Here is a 15,507-nt window from a genome sequence, read left to right as displayed (position 1 = left end):
TTCTTGCTTGCAGAGAGACTAGCCTCGCGGGCACACCACACACAAGCCGTAGCGCGTGGCGCCTCCCGCAAGCGATGATCGCGATCAGACCAGCGACCGCAGGTTCCACAACGGTCGTAAAGCCCGGCGTTAGAGCGCCTTAGCTACGCGTCGGCAAGAATCTGCTCGGCAACGTTGTCGACCACCACCGGGCTTTCGAAATAGGCGATCGCAGGATCGGCACCATACTTCTCCCTAGCACGGGCGCGCCAGGCATCGGTGTACAGCGCTTCCGCCTCCCCTCTCGAGTTCCAGAAATAGATGCCGCCGGCGGTCATGCCGTCCTCGGACAACACGTAGGTCTTGCGAAACAGCCCCTGCACGCCGCGATAGAGCGGCGCGGTGCTCCGGAAGATGCTGCGCGCTTCCTCGCGCGTGAACGGCCTGGGCAATCTGAACGTGGTGACGGCGGTGATCATTCGAAACTCCCTCAGAACATCATTCTTGACACAATCGTCAATATTGACAATGATGTCAAGAATGATCCGATGGAGCGGCCCGAGATGGTAGGTATGCGTCAGTTTGACGAGGACGAAGTGGTCGCAACCGCGCTCGACGTGTTCTGGCGCAAGGGCCTGCACGACGCGACCATGCAGGACCTCGCCGCCGCCACCGGCGTACAGCGCGGCAGCCTCTACAATGCCTATGGCGACAAGGAAGCGATCTTCCTGCGCGCCTTCGATCGCTATGCCGGACAGTTCCTGGAAGCCGCCGGCAACGCGCTGGCGCAGGGCGATGCGGCGACCGGGCTCAAGACCTTCTTCGACATGATCATCGTCAACATGACCGACGGCTCACCGCCGCGCGGCTGCCTGACCACGCGCACCGCGCTCGACGCGGCGATCTCAAGCGCGGATGTGCGTCAGCGCGTGCAAAGCGTGCTCACACAGCTCGAGCAATTGATCGCCCAGGCCATCGGCCGGGCGCCGGACAAGCGGAGCGCGGCCGATGCCAACCGGCTGGCGCGGGTCATCGTGACGTTCACGCGCGGATTGGCCGTGATGGAGCGCGCCGGCTACAGCCGCAAGCAGTTGCGGGATGTCGCCACGACGTTCATCGAGGCGGTGGCGAGCCATCACTGAGGCAGGTTCAGCCGGGCGGCTTGCGCGACCACGCGCCGACAAAGGTCGGCAGCGCAAACACGCCATCCATGGCGACCACTTCCGCGCGCAGGCGCTCGGCAAAACTGTCCAGCGCCAGTTCCGCTTCGGTCGCGACGCCGAGCTTGACGATGTGCGGCATGTTGCTGCGCAGGCCGCTCGCCATGTAGTCGTAGCCGTCGAAATCCGCGCCACCTCCGGCCGGCGCGAACAGGTTCATGCGCGGCGCGGGAAGCCCGGCCGCCACCAGGGCGCCATGCAACGACAATCCCATCCGGTTGTTCAGCCCCGCCCGGGTGAACATCTCCTTCACGGTGCCCCAGGCCTGCGACAGCAGCGGCGACGGCGGATTGGCGATCGGCCCCTCGCCCCAGTCGAGGTCCTGGAACGCCACGATGCCGCCGGGCTTGACGTGACCGACCAGATGCCGAAGCAGCGCCGCGGGATCCTTCACATAGATCAGCACGAGCCGCCCGACGACCGCGTCGAAATCGCGCTCCAGTTCGATCGTGGCGATGTCGCCGACCCGGAACGAGACCTGGCTCAGGCCGAGCGCGCGCGCCGTGCTCGCGGCCTCCGCGACGATGGCCGGATTGCTGTCGACGCCGACGACCGCCCCGCGCTCTCCGACCAGAGCCGCGGCGATGAACGAGACGTTGCCGGCTCCGCTGCCGACATCGAGCACCTTCATGCCGTGCGTGATCCCGGCCTCCCTCAGCAGCTGCCATGTCGAAGCATCATAGAGTTGCGATTGCCGCTTGAGCCGGTCGGTCTCCGCGGTCGAGCGTCCCATCACGTAGTTCGGATCGTAGCCGGATGTTTCTTGCATGGATGATCCCGCATTCGATTTTCTAGTTGTCAGGTGCCGGATTGGAGGCTCGACAGGAACGTCTGCAGATCCGCCGTGAAGCGTTGCTCGAACGCAATGGCGCGATGGGGTGAATGGCCGCAGCCCGCATAGCGCACGATATCGGCGCGCGGATTGGCATGCGCGAGGCGAGCATCGTGGTCCCTGAGAAAGGCCGCCCCACATCCGGGATCGGCCTGAACAATCTTGACCGGGCACAGGAATTCCCGCTCGGTCGGGATCGCCGCGAGAACGGAGCCCGCGACGTCGCCGTCCGCCCAGCATCGTCCGTCCTGCCGTTGCAGCGCGGACGCGTGGCTGAGCAGATGACGGGCGCCGAAATGATCGCGGCCGATCCCGCCCATCGGCGTTGGAGAGTCCGCCACGAACGCAAGGTAGGTGCCGAACGGCGCGCGCGCCTGCTGCCATGCGGCCTGACGCGCGCTGACGATCGAAAACAGCTTTGGGAAGGCCGACTTCTCCCACTCGCCGGGTTGCCCGAGATACCACGGCGGATCCTCGAGAAAGGCACCGCGCACATCGGCGTCACCGCGCTGCGCCAGCACACCGGCAACGCAGCCGCCGAGCGAGTGCCCGACGATCACCGCCGGGCGTCCGATCGCCGCCAGCGCCGTCTGCGCGTCCGAAACATAGTCGGCGAGCGCGTAGCTTGCGGCCCGGTCCGAGTGGCCGTGGCCGCGGAAATCCAGCGTCCAGACCCGATACCGGTCCCGGAGCCGATCGCCGATCTCCTGCCAAGTATCCCGGCTCAACGACAGGCCGTGCAGGAACAGGATCGGTTCCCCGTCCACGGGGCCATCAACCGAAGCAGCAAGCCTGACGCCGGCATTGTCGAGCGAGATATCGGTCACCGAAGATCTCCGTTGCGAAATTCGATCAGCATCAGTTCGGCGCGCCCGCGCTCCGCCGATCTCAGCGTGCGATCTGCCGAAACTTGTCGGACAAGCCGTCGAGATAGCCAACCCAGGTCGAATTGATCGGCTGGTTCTCGATCAGCGCGTGGAAGCGGATCATCATGCAGATCAGGAACAACGGCTGAATGAAAGCCGCACGCACCGTCACCGCCAGCAGGGCCGCGATGAACACGGTGACCAAGGCGCCATATTCCCTGACCGCCTCCGGCAGCCAGACCGTCACGACGCCGGCCGGCACCAGCAGCAGCAGACAAAGCAGGATGCTCAGGATCCGCTCGACGATCACCATCCAGACCGACGTGGTCAGGATCGGCTTGGCGTTCTGGCAATAATAGACCAGCCCGTCCTGGATGTTGCGCCGGGGATCGTCGCCGCCGCGCGCCAGATCGTAGGACAGCACGACCTTGTCCAGATAGCGCGTCGCGGCCGATAGGATGGTGTTGAGCAGACCGACGATCGCCTTCATGCCGGGCGCCGGCAGCCATTCGCCGAGCGTATCGAGTGCATTGTGAAACGCCCGGAGCACAGCGCGGATCAGCGCGTTGAGCCCGAACAGCACCGCGACCTCGCCGAAGCGGTCCATCACGATCCGGCGGCCATAGGCAAACTGCCCTTCGCTGCCGTTGCCGATGCGGCCATGCGTGATCAGCTCGGTCAGCACGGCGACGTGACCGCAGGCGATCATGTGCAGCGTGTAGCGCAGGATGGCGCCCCAGATCCATCCGCCGAGCAGCAGGATGCCGAGCAGCCAGCAATAGCCGAACACGCTGGCGACGTGGGTGCCGAGCCACACCGCGCCGCCCACGGCGACGATGGCCCACACCGCGCACGCCGCGGCAAAACCCAGCAGCACGCCCCATCGCGCCAGCGCATAAGGCAGGGTCTCGAGCAACAGCTTCAGCGCGGTGCCGAGACCGTGATCGCGCACCAGCAGCGGATAGGAATGCGACGGTCCTTGCGAGGATCCTTGAGATTGCCCCGCGGCGCGCCATTCACCAGAACGACCGCCGCCATTGCTCAGACTCATGTCAGACACGTGTTGCTCTCTTCCGTTGCCGCCGAACGACGTCCGGCGATGGCAGTCGTTGGGTAAATCGATCGGTCGTGGTCCCGCCTGGCGTCACAGCGCCAACACCTCCGGGGCTGGCTGAGGGTTGGTCCGTTGGCGCTGTGAGCCGGCACAGCCGCGACATCGATCAGGGAGGAGCGCCGATGTCGCGACCGGCGATCATTGGCCGGCGGCCGGCAGCTCGGCGTAGTTGCCGTCCTTGTCGCGGCGGTACACGACGTAGTCGATCAGCGTGATGTCACCCTTCGGGGTGTAGCTGATGTTGCCGAGCACGGTGTCCCAGCTTCCGGCCTTGATGGTGGCTGCGACCTTCTTGGCGTCGGTGGTCTGGGCGCGGCTGGCGGCCTGGCTCCAGATCTGGAACGCGGCATAGCTGTAGAGCGTGTAGCCGTCCGGATCGATGCCCTTGTCCTTGAACTTCTTCAAGGTGGCCGCCGCGGTCACCTTCTTGCGCGGATCCGGCGAGAAGGTGAACAGCGAGCCCTCGGCAAGCGGACCCGCGATCGCGGCGAACTGCTTGTCGACCAGGGCATCGCCGCCCATCAGCACGGCATTGACGCCCTGCTCGCGCATCTGGCGCAGGATCAGCGCGGCTTCGGCGTAGTAGCCGCCGACATAGACAAGATCGATGTTTTCCTTCTTGAAGCGCGACACCAGCGCGGCAAAATCCTTGTCGCCCTTGGTGTAGGCCTCGTAGAGCTTTTCCTTCACGCCCGCTGCGTTGATGGCGTTCTTGGTCTCGTCAGCCAGGCCTTTGCCGTAGGTCGTCTTGTCGTGGATGATCGCGACGTTCTTGGTCTTGTAGTTCTTGATGATATAGGCCGCGGCGACCATGCCCTGCTGATCGTCCCGGCCGCAGACGCGGAACGTGTTCCACAGCCCGCGCTCGGTGAACAGCGGGTTGGTCGAGCCGGGCGTGATCTCGAGCACATTACCCTCGGCATAGGCGTCCGAGGCGGGAATCGAGGTCGACGAGCAGAAGTGCCCGACGACGAACGGAATCTTCGCACCCGCCATCTTCTCGGCGACCGATACCGCCTGCTTCGGATCGCAGGCATCGTCGCCGACTTCCAGCTTCAGCTTCTTGCCGAGCACGCCGCCTGCTGCATTGATGTCGGCAATGGCGAGATCGGCGCCGTTCTTGAACTGCTGGCCGAAGCTCGCCTCCGAACCGGTCATCGGCCCGACCACTGCAACACTGATATCCTGCGCCATGGCTGCGCCGGACAAGGCCAGGCTCGCGCCAAGCGCAAGAAAGTATCCTCGAAGTGCAAACTTCATCACATTCTCCTCGATGGTCTCAAGTCGCCTCAATGCATCGCAATCGACTGGAATCGCCGGGTGCGACGATCACCGGGGGCTGCCTTGTATGCGCGCGGCAGCCCGCAGGCTCGGACTGGGGCGACGGGGGATTGGACATACGCGACATCGGGCAACAATGTGAAACACGTTGCCGTGCATTGGTGCTCGAATCGTACAAGAAGCCACCTTGTGTGCGTGACAGCACATCACGGCCGCACCAGCGGCTCTGACTCTTCCGGCTTGACGCCGGCTCCGACCGGTGCGGCCGCCTCGACGGCGCCCTTCAACTCGATCTCGTAATAGCCGCCGATCTTGATCGCGCCCCATTGCGTCGAGACCGCCAGATTGATGCGTTGTCGCGCCGGCAGATCGGCATCGGTATGCCGGCGCGCGATGATGCCCTGAGACAGCACTTCGATGTGGGACAGCCGAACGCCGTCCGCGTTCGAGAAGTCGAAGTTGAGATGCTGCGGCAGCGGACGGCCGAACACGCCCATCTCCTTGAAGGCGAGTTCGACATCGACATGGCCCGGCCCCGCCATGAACGTGTAGTAATGGCCACGGACATCATTGGTGATGTTGGCGCGATTGATCCCGACGCCGAGCACCACCGGATGACGCGGATCGGTGGACTGTGCCGATGCCGGGTCAATCAATCCGCCAATCCAGAGAAGCAGGCAGAGCGCCGGCTTCACGACCGCCTCAAGTCCGCGGGCGATCGACCGCTCACTGAGCGGCTGACAGGGAGCGTGCATCACCGCGGTCCTCCGAGAACAGCAGGGGTGTCGACCGCATGTCCGCGCCGAGATGCGCTTGACCTGCCATCTGATAGTTGGCTGGCGCCAATGCCAGGTGCTGGACAGCGGCATGGACGTCGCGCACGCAGCGTTCGAGCCCGCAACTCACGTCGAGCGAGGCCGAGCCGCCCGCGCCGAACATCAACTCGGTGGCCTGCTTGGCCGCGTTGGCCGCATGGGTCGATGCCAGCCACAGCGCGGCGCGCTCGGCAACGCTGAGTGCCTTGCCGGCACTGATCGCCTGCCATGCCTCTCCCAGTGTGCTGTAGAGAAAAGCCCGACCCGAGCCCAGCAAGGCCTCGGCACGTCCGAGATCCGCCTGGACCAATGCATCCTCGGTGAGCAGCTTGCGCGAGCGCGCCGCGATCTTACGTCCGACAAGCCCGACCAGGATGTCGATGGCGTGGCGGGCGATCCCGAGCGGCACGGCCGCGAGCGCCGCCCCGAACAGCGCAATGGTCGGAAACGCATAGAGCGGCCCCTGCTCCACCGGCGGCTCGCGAAACGAGAGCGAGCGCACGGATGGCACGAAAGCATCCGCGATCCCATAGTCATGGCTGCCGGTGCCGCGCAGCCCGATACTGTGCCAAGTGTCGAAGATCTCGCATTGCGCGGTCGGAAACATCATGAAGCGCATCACCGGGGTGCCGTCAGGATGCAAGCGCGGTTGATCGCCGTCGAATATCCGGCAGTTTCCGATCATCCAGCCGGAGTGTTGGCAGCCGCTTCCGAGCGGCCAGCGGCCCGTGACGCGATAACCGCCGTCAATGACCTTCGCGATGCCGAACGGCCGCAAGGCTCCCGCGGTTCGAACCAACGGGTCGCCGCCGTAGATTTCTCGTGCGGCATCCTTCGCGAGATAACCGCCGAACACGCCGTAGACGCTGCCGATGGCCATGCACCAGCCTGCGGCACCATCGGCGCGCGAGATTTCCTCGACCACACGAACGAGCGTCGCCGGGTCGGCCTCCTCGCCACCGATGGCGCGCGGAATCCAGAGCCGGAAGAGCCCGGCCTGCGCCATCGCTTCAACCAGCGGGACGGCCAGCCGCCGCGAACGCTCACTCTCCTGCGCGGATGCCTGAACCAGCGGCGCGAGCGCCGCGGCAGCATCGACGAAGGAAGATCGGATGGTGTCAATCATAGCTGCCTCGCTGCATCGCTGTCGATCGCCCGCACAAGGTGATCCGCCGGAGCCGCCCTTTTAATCGCCTCGGCGATGCGAGGCTCGGACGGATACGACGGCGATCGGGACGCATGCGACATCACACAGCACGTTCGCCTTCATTGCATGCTCCTTGCCTGCCTAATTCGGATTCGGAACGAAGATCACAATCTTCAGATCTCGCGACGGCTTGAAGTTCGTGTGCCGGACTTCGAAGCGGGTCGGTCCGGTCTTCTTGACGCCTTCGGCGCAGAAGCTGACGAAGTTGTTGGGCTCGCCCTTGTCCACGGTAAGATGGAAATCCCCGATCGGCGCCGCCCAGTTGGCGCCGGTCGAGAGCACATAGGCAATCGACCGTTCGCTGAACGGCGGATAGGGAGCGCGTCTCGTCGCACGCGCGCGCTCGATCGAGTGGACCAGATCGTCGTCGATGCAATACGACGCCAGGAAGCTCTTGGCTTCCGGATTGCTGCGCCAGTTGTCGGCGCCGATGATGGTCTGCACGGAGCCACCGACGCTCGGACGATAGGTCTGCTCGAAGGTGATCTCCCGGCCGGCGGGAAAGGTCTGCCTCCAGGTATAGGCCGAGCGCAACGTCCAGGTCGGCACCAGATGATCCTGCATCGGGCCACCCGACCCATAGGTCTCGATCGCGCCGACGCCGAGCTTGACGAGTTCCGGCCAGTTCGATTTCGGCACTTTGTCGAGCAGATCGCCGGCAGGCCCCCTGATCGGCATCAACGGAATGCCGAGCTTCCGCAGCAGCGCGGTCTGATCCACATCGTTCGCGAGCGCGGTCTGTTCGAGATGCGGCGCAGCCGCCTTGCCGTCGACCGTGACGTGGAAATCAAAGATGTTCTCGGGATTATCGGTCGGCAGTCCGATATTCTCGTCGCCCTCGGTGCCGGCGATATCGGGCATCGGGAACGCGATCATGATCGTCTTGTCGGTGGCCGCGGTGTTGAAGAACCGGTAGACGATCCGGATCTCCTTCTCGGAAATGAACAGGTCCTCGGAGCGCATCACGATGTCGGGGTCCTGCTTGAAACGAAGCCCCCCGGTTTCCAGTGCAGCCGACGTGTCATTCGCCCGCGCGCACCAGGGCATCAGCATGGCAAACAGGACTGGAAAAGCCCCTTTGGCTATAGGAGGCATGGTCATTCCTTCTCTCTTGATTGGGGGAGCAAACTCCCGGTCATCAGTCGCATCCATCCTTGACCGGGAAGAAATCGGATACGTCGACGTGCGTCGTCTCGATCGGCAGCACGACCCAACTGTCCATCTCGAGATGACCGCACAGCTTTACAACAGCGATCGATTTCCGGCCCTGCCAGGCAGTTGCCATGAATCCGATCGGCACAGCACTGCGCTCGAAAACATGCAGCTTGGCAATGCCGGCGGCAGCGCCGGCCGCAAGCGAGATCGTGATTTCGCCGGCGCTGGTGCCACCAGGCCGGATCGGCGATCGCCGCGGTGGTCCAAACGAGAGTTCGCTCCCGGCTGAGACCGCGACGGTCTGTTGGAACCCGTTTTCGATCCTGAGCACAGGTTTCGCACCGGCGGCCTCGGTGGCGATCGGCGCTATTCCCGCTAGAATGCAGACCATCATCGATGCTGATCGAATGAACGAAACCGACATGAGCGCAATCCCACCTGAATGAGTGCGCGCAAGGCCGAGCCGGTTCGCTGAGTCGTGATCTTTCTCCGAATCCGGTATCGATGCACGCGCACGCGCGCCGTCGCTGCGAACGATATTGAATGGCAAGGACTCTTCCTGTCGCGATCAGACGGAAGCTACCTTTTATGTGCTTCGCGGACGTGCGGCACGGACCGATGCGACACTGACTTGGACATATGCGACATCGGTCCACGAGTTGAATCGAACTTGTCTCCGCCCGTCGTATGGTCGTCCGACGGCAATGTTGTAGGCAGGCAGGCTGCCCGTTAATGATCGCCCGCCTCGGACGCTCCTGTTTCGTCGACGACCCTTATAAGGATGGACAAGCGGCATGCGCGGATCATATCGGCGGATATCCCGATCGCTCCTGTTGATCGGAGCAGCACTGATCGTGATGGCCGCTTCGACGCTCACATCCGAAGTCGCGATCCGTTGGGACGCGAAAAATGCCTACCGCAAATGCGACGGCGCGATCGACGGCACCATCGCCTGGCCCTCCGAGCCGGAGGCTGCATGCGTCGCCATGCTGATGTGCGCGAATGAGAGCGTGCTGTCCGCTGAGCGGCAGCAGCGATTGATCGAACAGATCCGGCGGGTGCCGGGCTGCGGCGAGCCGTAGGCAATGGCCACAACCATAGCCCGAGGCGTGCGTTCCGTCAGAAACGGCGCGGCGCGATGCGGATGTCCGACGGCCTCGCGTTGTAGCGCCGGCGAAACGCGCGGTTGAAGTAGGACAAGTCGCCGAACCCCGCCTCGAATGCGATGGTGCTGATGCTGCGGCCGGTGCGGCGTGGATCGACCAGCAAGCCATGTGCGCGCGCCAGCCGCTGGTCGAGCACAAATTCCGAGAACGTCGTTCCTTCGCCGGCAAACAACCGCTGAATCTGGCGCGGCGTGATTTTCTGGCGCTTCGCCACAGCGGTCAAACTGAGACTGCATTCTCCTATCCTCGCACCGACGTCCGCCTTGACCGCCGCCAGCCGCGCAGCCGCAAGACCGTGCTTCTCCGCAACCACCTTCCCGTCCCCGGTCGCGCCGATCACCAGCGCCGCAAGGTCGATGAGATGGCTGACGACGAGACGTTGCAGTTCCGCGCTCGCCGATCGATAGAGATCGTCGACATTTCGGACATATCGGGTCAACAAACGCAGCGCTTCGCTCGAGGGCGTCAGCGGACGCATCAGTACGTCCTCGGGGTTACGTACCAATGGTGTCAGCGCCTTGCGCGGCACCCGCAGACTGATGAGGTTTGACGACGAGGGGTAAGTCATCGTGGCCGTCTCTGCGGTCGCCATCAGAACCGCCTCACCGGCGCCGATTGCCTGCTCCCGACCGCGGTGCGACACCAGCCGATTGCCACTGGCGCCGATCACCATCAACAGATCGTCACAGCCATCGAGCAGTTCACGCGTTCGGTCGACGCGCAGGTTGGCGAACGTCCAGAATCCGATCCCAAGCCCATGCAGCGCAATCACCCTGGCATCGCTATAGTAAGGGCTGTTGATCAGCGGCGCCGGATCGAGCTTCACCATCATGCGCCCGATCCGTTCGCGAAAAATTGCCAACCGTTCGCGCTCCGCCCAATCCGCGGTCGAATAGCGAAAATCCGAGACATCCGGAGCGTTTGGCATCATCGATTCTCTTGGTGCCGCGGCACAGCGCTCGCGATCTGCGGCTGATTTGTGGCGGCTCTGTCCCCGCGACTTGATCGTCGACGATGTCGCCTCTGTCCAAGTCGATGTCGCATCAGTCCATGCGTCGCGTTTCAGAGACGCCTAAGGGTCGGCCGGCAAGTTGCCAAGCACATGCGGCTTAGGAATTTTCGAGCATCGCACAAGGGATGGCATCGAGTTCACCAAACGGAGGAGCAATGCTCGCATCCAATCTCTTGCGTATCAGCGTCGTACTTTTTGTCATCGGACTCAGCCTTGGCATCGGCATGGGTGTGGCCGAGGATTTCACGCTGGCGCCCGCCCACGCTCATCTCAACCTGCTCGGATTCGTCGGATTGTTCCTTGCCGGGCTTTACTACCATGCGGTTCCGGCCGCAGCCGCCGGTCCACTTCCCAGGATTCAGGCCTGGCTCTCCGTGATTGGAGCCGTCATCTTTCCAATCGGAATTGCGGCCATCCGGATCGGTGGCCCGACTTACCGGCCCGTCGTCGTGGTCGGTTCGCTTGTCGTGTTCGCGGGAGCTGCCCTGTTTGCCTTCATCGTTTTCCGCAACGGAGCACGACGCGATGAGTTGCAATCGAAGATCGATGTCGGTTAGCGCATTCGCGGGACTGCGCGAATGTCCGACGGCGTTGCGCCGTAATGCCGGCGGAAGGTGCGGTTGAAGTAAGAGAGATCGCCGAATCCGACTTCGAACGCAATCGTGCCGATGGTGGTGCTGCTGTGGCGTGGATCGGTCAGCAGATGATGCGCGCGCGCCAGGCGCTGGCCGAGCACGAATTCCGAGAAGGTCGAACCTGCGCTTTCGAACAGCCTCTGGATATGGCGTGGCGTGAGCTTCAGCCGGGCCGCCACCGCTGGCAGAGTGAGATCGCCATAGCCGAGATTGTCATTGATGTCGGCCTTGACCGCGGCAAGCCGCGCGGCCGCCAGCCCGCCGTCTTCGGCGGAAACCGCTGCATCCCGGTTCGCGCCGATGATCAGCGCGCCGAGATCGACCAGATGCTTGACGACGGCACCGCGCAGTTCGGGAGTTGCCAGCTGATAGCTGTCGTCGAGCTCCCGGATATAGAGCGCGAGCAGGCGCATGGCTTCGGTGTTCGCCGGCAACGGACGGATCAGCATATCCTCGGGATCGTGAACCAGCGATGCGAGCGCCTTGCGCGGCAACCTGAGGCCGACGAAACGGCTGGGCGACACCGGGACCAACATATCGCCGGCCTCCGCGCTCGACTGCAGCACGGCCTGTCCCGGGCTGAGCTCGATGTCGCGGCCGCGCTGCGAGGCGCGGGTGTTGCCGCTGGTGATGATCGTCAGCACCAGGTCGTCGGTGCCGTCGAGCAGTTCGCGCGGTCTTGCGATCTTGAGATTGCTGCACGCCCAGGATCCGATGCCGAGCCCGGACAATTCGCGCACATGCGCTTCCGCATGAAACGCGCCGTCGTCGAGCGGCTCTGGATCGAGCTTGACGATCATCCGCCCGATCTGCTCGCGAAAGACCGGCAGGCGATCTCGCTCGCCGAAATGCGCAGTCGAGAACCGAAACCCCGCGATATCGCCCGACTGCATTGTCATAGGCCTGCCCTCATGGCGGCGGACGTCGCCGTTGATATGCGGCTGATTTGTGGCGGCGCTCACGCGGCATGGGGGCCATGCGGCGTGCCCGCAAACGTGAACCTTTCGCGGGTTCCGCCGATGCCTCGATCTGACAACTGTCAAGCGTCTGCGCATAAGCATCGCAAATACGCGGTACTGGCGCGGCGCACGAAATGTTCCGATCTTGATAGGTTGTCGTGCCGGAATGCGCCGGCCGGGACTAAAATTGTCCCCGCTCCGATCAGCCGAAGACGCCGTCCGCATCGGCGCACGGAGAATTATAATTGACTGACCGGACGGTCAATAGTAATCCGGTCACAGGTCATGCGATCTCAATCATCAAAAGCCGAGAACGGGAGGTAATCATGGTCAGCGATCTGGTGTTGACTGATATCCGCGCCGGATATCGCGTCCTGACGCTCAACAGACCCGACCGCCTGAATTCGTTCAGCGCCGATCTGCATACCGCATTGATGGCCGCGCTGATCGCGGCAGAACAGGACAAATCCTGCCGCGCGCTGATCCTGACCGGAGCGGGACGCGGCTTTTGCGCCGGGCAGGATCTCTCGGACGGCGTCTTCACCCCCGGCGAGACGCCCGATCTCGCAGCGCCGATCGAAAAATACTACAACCCGCTGGTGCGCAAGTTGCGCAGCATTCCGATGCCGGTCGTGTGCGCGGTCAACGGCGTGGCCGCCGGCGCCGGCGCGAACGTGGCGCTTGCCTGTGATATCGTGATCGCCGCACGGTCGGCCAAGTTCATTCAGGCTTTTGCGAAGCTCGGCCTCGTCCCCGATTCCGGCGGCACCTGGTTCTTGCCGCGGCTGGTCGGCGGAGCGCGGGCGCGAGCGCTGGCCCTGCTGGCCGAGCCGATCTCCGCCGAACGGGCGGAAGCGTGGGGCATGATCTGGAAGATGGTCGAGGATTCCGAGCTGGCCACGGAGGCCCACGCCCTCGCCGCCTCGCTCGCGACGCAGCCGACCGACGGCCTTGCGTTGATCAAGCAGGCGCTCGATGCCTCCGAGACCAACACGCTCGATGCGCAACTCGAACTCGAGCGCGACCTGCAGGGCCGCGCCGGACGATCGGCGGACTATGCCGAAGGCGTCACCGCCTTCCTCGACAAGCGCGCACCGCGTTTCGCCGGAAGAGCCTGACACCGATTGAACGTTCCGCCCGCAAGGCAAGACGCAACATTGATCACAAGTCAGAGGATTCGACTTCGATGACACAGCCTCAATCCAGCGGCGCTCGGGCGTCCGACAACGTCATGAAACTCGACAGCTTCGTTCGCGGCAAGTGGTCCGGCGCGGGCGAACCGGCCGCCGAGATTCACAGCGCCGTCACCGGCGACGTGGTGGCGCTCGCGACCAGGAGCGATCTCGACATGCGCGAGATCCTCGCCTATGGCCGCGCGGTCGGCGGCAAGAATCTCCGCAAGCTGTCGTTCCACCAGCGTGCGGGCCTGCTGAAGGCGCTGGCCGACTATCTGAGCCAGCACAAGGACCGGCTCTACAAGCTGTCGCTCCATGCGGGCGCCACCCGCACCGACGCCATGATCGACGTCGATGGCGGTATCGGCACGCTGTTCGCCTATGCCAGCAAGGGACGCCGCGAGCTTCCGAACACGAGATATCTGCTCGACGGCAATGTCGAAGGGCTCTCCAAGAGCGGCGCGTTTGCCGGTCAGCACATCGTGACGTCGTTGCACGGCGTCGCCCTGCACATCAACGCGTTCAACTTCCCGTGCTGGGGCATGCTGGAAAAGCTGGCGCCCGCGCTGCTCGCCGGCGTTCCCGTCGTCACCAAGCCCGCGACGGTCACCTCCTATGTCGCCTACGAGCTCGTGCGGATGATCACCGAATCCGGTGCACTGCCGGAAGGCGCACTCCAGTTTATCGTCGGATCGACCGGCGACCTGTTCGACCATCTCACCTGCCAGGACGTGGTGTCGTTCACGGGCTCGGCCGACACCTCCCAGAAGCTGCAACGCCATCCGGTCATTGCGCGCGAAGCTGTCCGGTTCATCGCCGAGCGCGACTCCCTGAATGCAGCGATCCTCGCTCCGGACGCCGTGCCGGGAAGCCCGGAGTTCGATCTCTTCATCAAGGAAGTGGCAAAGGAGATGACGGTCAAGGCCGGGCAGAAATGCACCGCGATCCGCCGCGCGCTGGCGCCGTCAGCGCAGCTCGACGCCGTGATCGCGGCCTTGCGCGACCGCCTGGCAAAGGTCGTGATCGGCAATCCCGAAAGCGACAAGGTCAGGATGGGACCGCTGGTCGGACTCGGCCAGCGCAGCGACGTGCTCGCCCATGTCGCGAAGCTGCGCGCGGAAGCGGAGCTGGTGGCCGGCGATCCCGATAATTTCGCCCTGGTCGATGCCGACGCCAGGCGCGGCGCCTTCGTCCCGCCGCTGCTGCTGCATTGTGCCAAGCCGCTCGCGGCAACCGCGGTGCACGAGATCGAGGCGTTCGGACCTGTTAGCACCGTGATGGGTTATGACGATCTGGACCAGACCATCGCGCTGACCAATCGCGGCGGCGGCAGCCTCGTCGCATCGGTCTACACCCACGACATCCAGACCGCGGCCGAGCTCACCTTCGGCATCGGCAGCTTCCACGGCCGTGTCGCGATCATCGACCGCGACTGCGCGACCGAGCACACCGGGCACGGTTCGCCGATGCCGCAGATGGTCCACGGCGGCCCGGGCCGCGCCGGCGGCGGCGAGGAGCTGGGCGGTGTCCGCAGCCTGCAACACTACATGCAGCGCACCGCGTTGCAGGGTTCCCCTCGCATGCTGAGCGGTGTCACCGGCCGCTGGCTCAAGGGCAGCCCGGTGCTCGAGGGTGACCTGCACCCGTTCCGCTATCACTACGACGATCTCGAGATCGGCCGCACGCTGGTCTCGAAGTCGCGGCAGATCACCCTCGACGACATCGAGCACTTCGCGCATTTCACCGGCGACACCTTCTATGCCCACATGGACGAGGAAGCGACCAAGGGGCATCCGTTCTTCCCGGGCCGCGTCGCGCATGGCTATCTGCTGCTGTCGTTCGCGGCCGGCCTGTTCGTCGATCCCGACTATGGTCCGGTGCTCGCGAATTACGGCCTCGACTCGCTGCGCTTCGTGAAGCCGGTGCAACCGGGAGAACAGATCCAGGTGCGGCTGACCGCCAAGGAGAAGACACCGCGCAACAAGCAGTATGGCGAGGTACGCTGGGACGTCGAGATCACGACCGGCACCGGCGAGACCGCCGCGACCTACGAACTGCTGACGATGAATGCGATGCGGGGCTAGAGGCTCG

At 64.2% G+C, this 15,507-nt stretch carries 16 protein-coding genes; 5 read left to right on the top strand and 11 right to left on the bottom strand.

Translation table 11 applies throughout. From position 1 onward, the window contains the following. Nucleotides 1–143: 143 nt before the first annotated feature. Nucleotides 144–458, bottom strand: a complete 315-nt coding sequence (locus tag CK489_RS17050) for a monooxygenase (protein ID WP_095733050.1) — start codon at nt 456–458, stop codon at nt 144–146. 93 nt (nt 459–551) lie between these two features. Here CK489_RS17050 and CK489_RS17045 point away from each other — a divergent pair, with 93 nt between their 5' ends. Further along, nucleotides 552–1,121, top strand: coding sequence for a TetR/AcrR family transcriptional regulator (locus CK489_RS17045; RefSeq protein ID WP_198960942.1), 570 nt, complete (start codon nt 552–554; stop codon nt 1,119–1,121). Between the two features lie 7 nt (nt 1,122–1,128). Here the strand turns inward: CK489_RS17045 and CK489_RS17040 are convergent, their stop codons facing one another. The 8 genes from CK489_RS17040 to CK489_RS17005 form a co-directional block, all read right to left on the bottom strand. Next, nucleotides 1,129–1,968 carry a class I SAM-dependent methyltransferase gene (locus CK489_RS17040; RefSeq protein WP_158226462.1) on the bottom strand — a complete coding sequence of 280 codons (840 nt, stop codon included), beginning with the start codon at nt 1,966–1,968 and terminating at the stop codon, nt 1,129–1,131. 29 nt (nt 1,969–1,997) lie between these two features. Then, complete coding sequence (locus CK489_RS17035) at nt 1,998–2,858, bottom strand: alpha/beta fold hydrolase (RefSeq protein ID WP_158226461.1); 861 nt, start codon at nt 2,856–2,858, stop codon at nt 1,998–2,000. A gap of 61 nt (nt 2,859–2,919) precedes the next feature. After that, nucleotides 2,920–3,957 (bottom strand): hypothetical protein, encoded by a 1,038-nt coding sequence (locus CK489_RS17030; protein WP_143278181.1) that lies wholly within the window; start codon nt 3,955–3,957, stop codon nt 2,920–2,922. Nucleotides 3,958–4,149: 192 nt separating this feature from the next. Beyond that, the gene (locus CK489_RS17025) at nt 4,150–5,271 is read right to left on the bottom strand and encodes a branched-chain amino acid ABC transporter substrate-binding protein (protein ID WP_095733670.1); all 1,122 of its coding nucleotides are present in this window, start codon (nt 5,269–5,271) and stop codon (nt 4,150–4,152) included. A gap of 227 nt (nt 5,272–5,498) precedes the next feature. Beyond that, nucleotides 5,499–6,047, bottom strand: a complete 549-nt coding sequence (locus tag CK489_RS17020; RefSeq protein WP_143278180.1) for a hypothetical protein — start codon at nt 6,045–6,047, stop codon at nt 5,499–5,501. Further along, the gene (locus tag CK489_RS17015) at nt 6,019–7,233 is read right to left on the bottom strand and encodes an acyl-CoA dehydrogenase family protein (protein ID WP_095733045.1); all 1,215 of its coding nucleotides are present in this window, start codon (nt 7,231–7,233) and stop codon (nt 6,019–6,021) included. The genes CK489_RS17020 and CK489_RS17015 overlap by 29 nt, the downstream gene beginning before the upstream one ends. Nucleotides 7,234–7,395: 162 nt before the next feature. Further along, nucleotides 7,396–8,415 carry a DUF4424 domain-containing protein gene (locus CK489_RS17010; protein ID WP_158226460.1) on the bottom strand — a complete coding sequence of 340 codons (1,020 nt, stop codon included), beginning with the start codon at nt 8,413–8,415 and terminating at the stop codon, nt 7,396–7,398. Between the two features lie 37 nt (nt 8,416–8,452). After that, on the bottom strand, nt 8,453–9,019 hold the full coding sequence (locus CK489_RS17005; protein ID WP_143278179.1) for a hypothetical protein: 567 nt from the start codon (nt 9,017–9,019) through the stop codon (nt 8,453–8,455). A 307-nt stretch (nt 9,020–9,326) separates the two neighbouring features. On the opposite strand from CK489_RS17005, the gene CK489_RS17000 reads away from it, so the two are divergent. After that, the gene (locus tag CK489_RS17000; protein ID WP_128089561.1) at nt 9,327–9,551 is read left to right on the top strand and encodes a hypothetical protein; all 225 of its coding nucleotides are present in this window, start codon (nt 9,327–9,329) and stop codon (nt 9,549–9,551) included. 37 nt (nt 9,552–9,588) lie between these two features. Here CK489_RS17000 and CK489_RS16995 read toward each other — a convergent pair whose 3' ends face one another. After that, nucleotides 9,589–10,563: an AraC family transcriptional regulator gene (locus CK489_RS16995; RefSeq protein WP_283807292.1), complete on the bottom strand. Its 975-nt coding sequence runs from the start codon at nt 10,561–10,563 to the stop codon at nt 9,589–9,591. 239 nt (nt 10,564–10,802) lie between these two features. Between CK489_RS16995 and CK489_RS16990 the strand changes: the two genes are divergently transcribed. Further along, nucleotides 10,803–11,204 (top strand): hypothetical protein, encoded by a 402-nt coding sequence (locus CK489_RS16990; RefSeq protein WP_095733041.1) that lies wholly within the window; start codon nt 10,803–10,805, stop codon nt 11,202–11,204. Here the strand turns inward: CK489_RS16990 and CK489_RS16985 are convergent. Next, the gene (locus tag CK489_RS16985) at nt 11,201–12,181 is read right to left on the bottom strand and encodes an AraC family transcriptional regulator (RefSeq protein ID WP_158226458.1); all 981 of its coding nucleotides are present in this window, start codon (nt 12,179–12,181) and stop codon (nt 11,201–11,203) included. The genes CK489_RS16990 and CK489_RS16985 overlap by 4 nt on opposite strands. Nucleotides 12,182–12,567: 386 nt before the next feature. Here CK489_RS16985 and paaG point away from each other — a divergent pair, with 386 nt between their 5' ends. Together paaG and paaZ are read left to right on the top strand one after the other, a co-directional pair. Then, on the top strand, nt 12,568–13,359 hold the full coding sequence (gene paaG, locus CK489_RS16980) for a 2-(1,2-epoxy-1,2-dihydrophenyl)acetyl-CoA isomerase PaaG (protein ID WP_050629242.1): 792 nt from the start codon (nt 12,568–12,570) through the stop codon (nt 13,357–13,359). A 113-nt stretch (nt 13,360–13,472) separates the two neighbouring features. Further along, nucleotides 13,473–15,500: a phenylacetic acid degradation bifunctional protein PaaZ gene (gene paaZ, locus CK489_RS16975; protein WP_095733039.1), complete on the top strand. Its 2,028-nt coding sequence runs from the start codon at nt 13,473–13,475 to the stop codon at nt 15,498–15,500. The last annotated feature ends 7 nt before the right edge of the window (nt 15,501–15,507 follow it).

It is taken from the genome of Bradyrhizobium sp. UFLA03-84 (assembly GCF_002289535.1).
Taxonomy (GTDB): domain Bacteria; phylum Pseudomonadota; class Alphaproteobacteria; order Rhizobiales; family Xanthobacteraceae; genus Bradyrhizobium; species Bradyrhizobium viridifuturi.
The sequence above is the reverse complement of the archived record's forward strand: the minus strand, read 5'-3'. Positions and strand labels throughout refer to the sequence as shown.

Excerpts from the sequence above, each read along its gene's own strand:
- CK489_RS17050 (WP_095733050.1), bottom strand. The coding sequence starts at position 458 with ATGATCACCGCCGTCACCACGTTCAGATTGCCCAGGCCGTTCACGCGC.
- CK489_RS17045 (WP_198960942.1), top strand. The coding sequence starts at position 552 with ATGCGTCAGTTTGACGAGGACGAAGTGGTCGCAACCGCGCTCGACGTG.
- CK489_RS17040 (WP_158226462.1), bottom strand. The coding sequence starts at position 1,968 with ATGCAAGAAACATCCGGCTACGATCCGAACTACGTGATGGGACGCTCG.
- CK489_RS17025 (WP_095733670.1), bottom strand. The coding sequence starts at position 5,271 with ATGAAGTTTGCACTTCGAGGATACTTTCTTGCGCTTGGCGCGAGCCTG.
- CK489_RS17020 (WP_143278180.1), bottom strand. The coding sequence starts at position 6,047 with ATGCACGCTCCCTGTCAGCCGCTCAGTGAGCGGTCGATCGCCCGCGGA.
- CK489_RS17015 (WP_095733045.1), bottom strand. The coding sequence starts at position 7,233 with ATGATTGACACCATCCGATCTTCCTTCGTCGATGCTGCCGCGGCGCTC.
- CK489_RS17010 (WP_158226460.1), bottom strand. The coding sequence starts at position 8,415 with ATGACCATGCCTCCTATAGCCAAAGGGGCTTTTCCAGTCCTGTTTGCC.
- CK489_RS17000 (WP_128089561.1), top strand. The coding sequence starts at position 9,327 with ATGGCCGCTTCGACGCTCACATCCGAAGTCGCGATCCGTTGGGACGCG.
- CK489_RS16995 (WP_283807292.1), bottom strand. The coding sequence starts at position 10,563 with ATGCCAAACGCTCCGGATGTCTCGGATTTTCGCTATTCGACCGCGGAT.
- CK489_RS16990 (WP_095733041.1), top strand. The coding sequence starts at position 10,803 with ATGCTCGCATCCAATCTCTTGCGTATCAGCGTCGTACTTTTTGTCATC.
- CK489_RS16985 (WP_158226458.1), bottom strand. The coding sequence starts at position 12,181 with ATGACAATGCAGTCGGGCGATATCGCGGGGTTTCGGTTCTCGACTGCG.
- paaG (WP_050629242.1), top strand. The coding sequence starts at position 12,568 with ATGGTCAGCGATCTGGTGTTGACTGATATCCGCGCCGGATATCGCGTC.
- paaZ (WP_095733039.1), top strand. The coding sequence starts at position 13,473 with ATGAAACTCGACAGCTTCGTTCGCGGCAAGTGGTCCGGCGCGGGCGAA.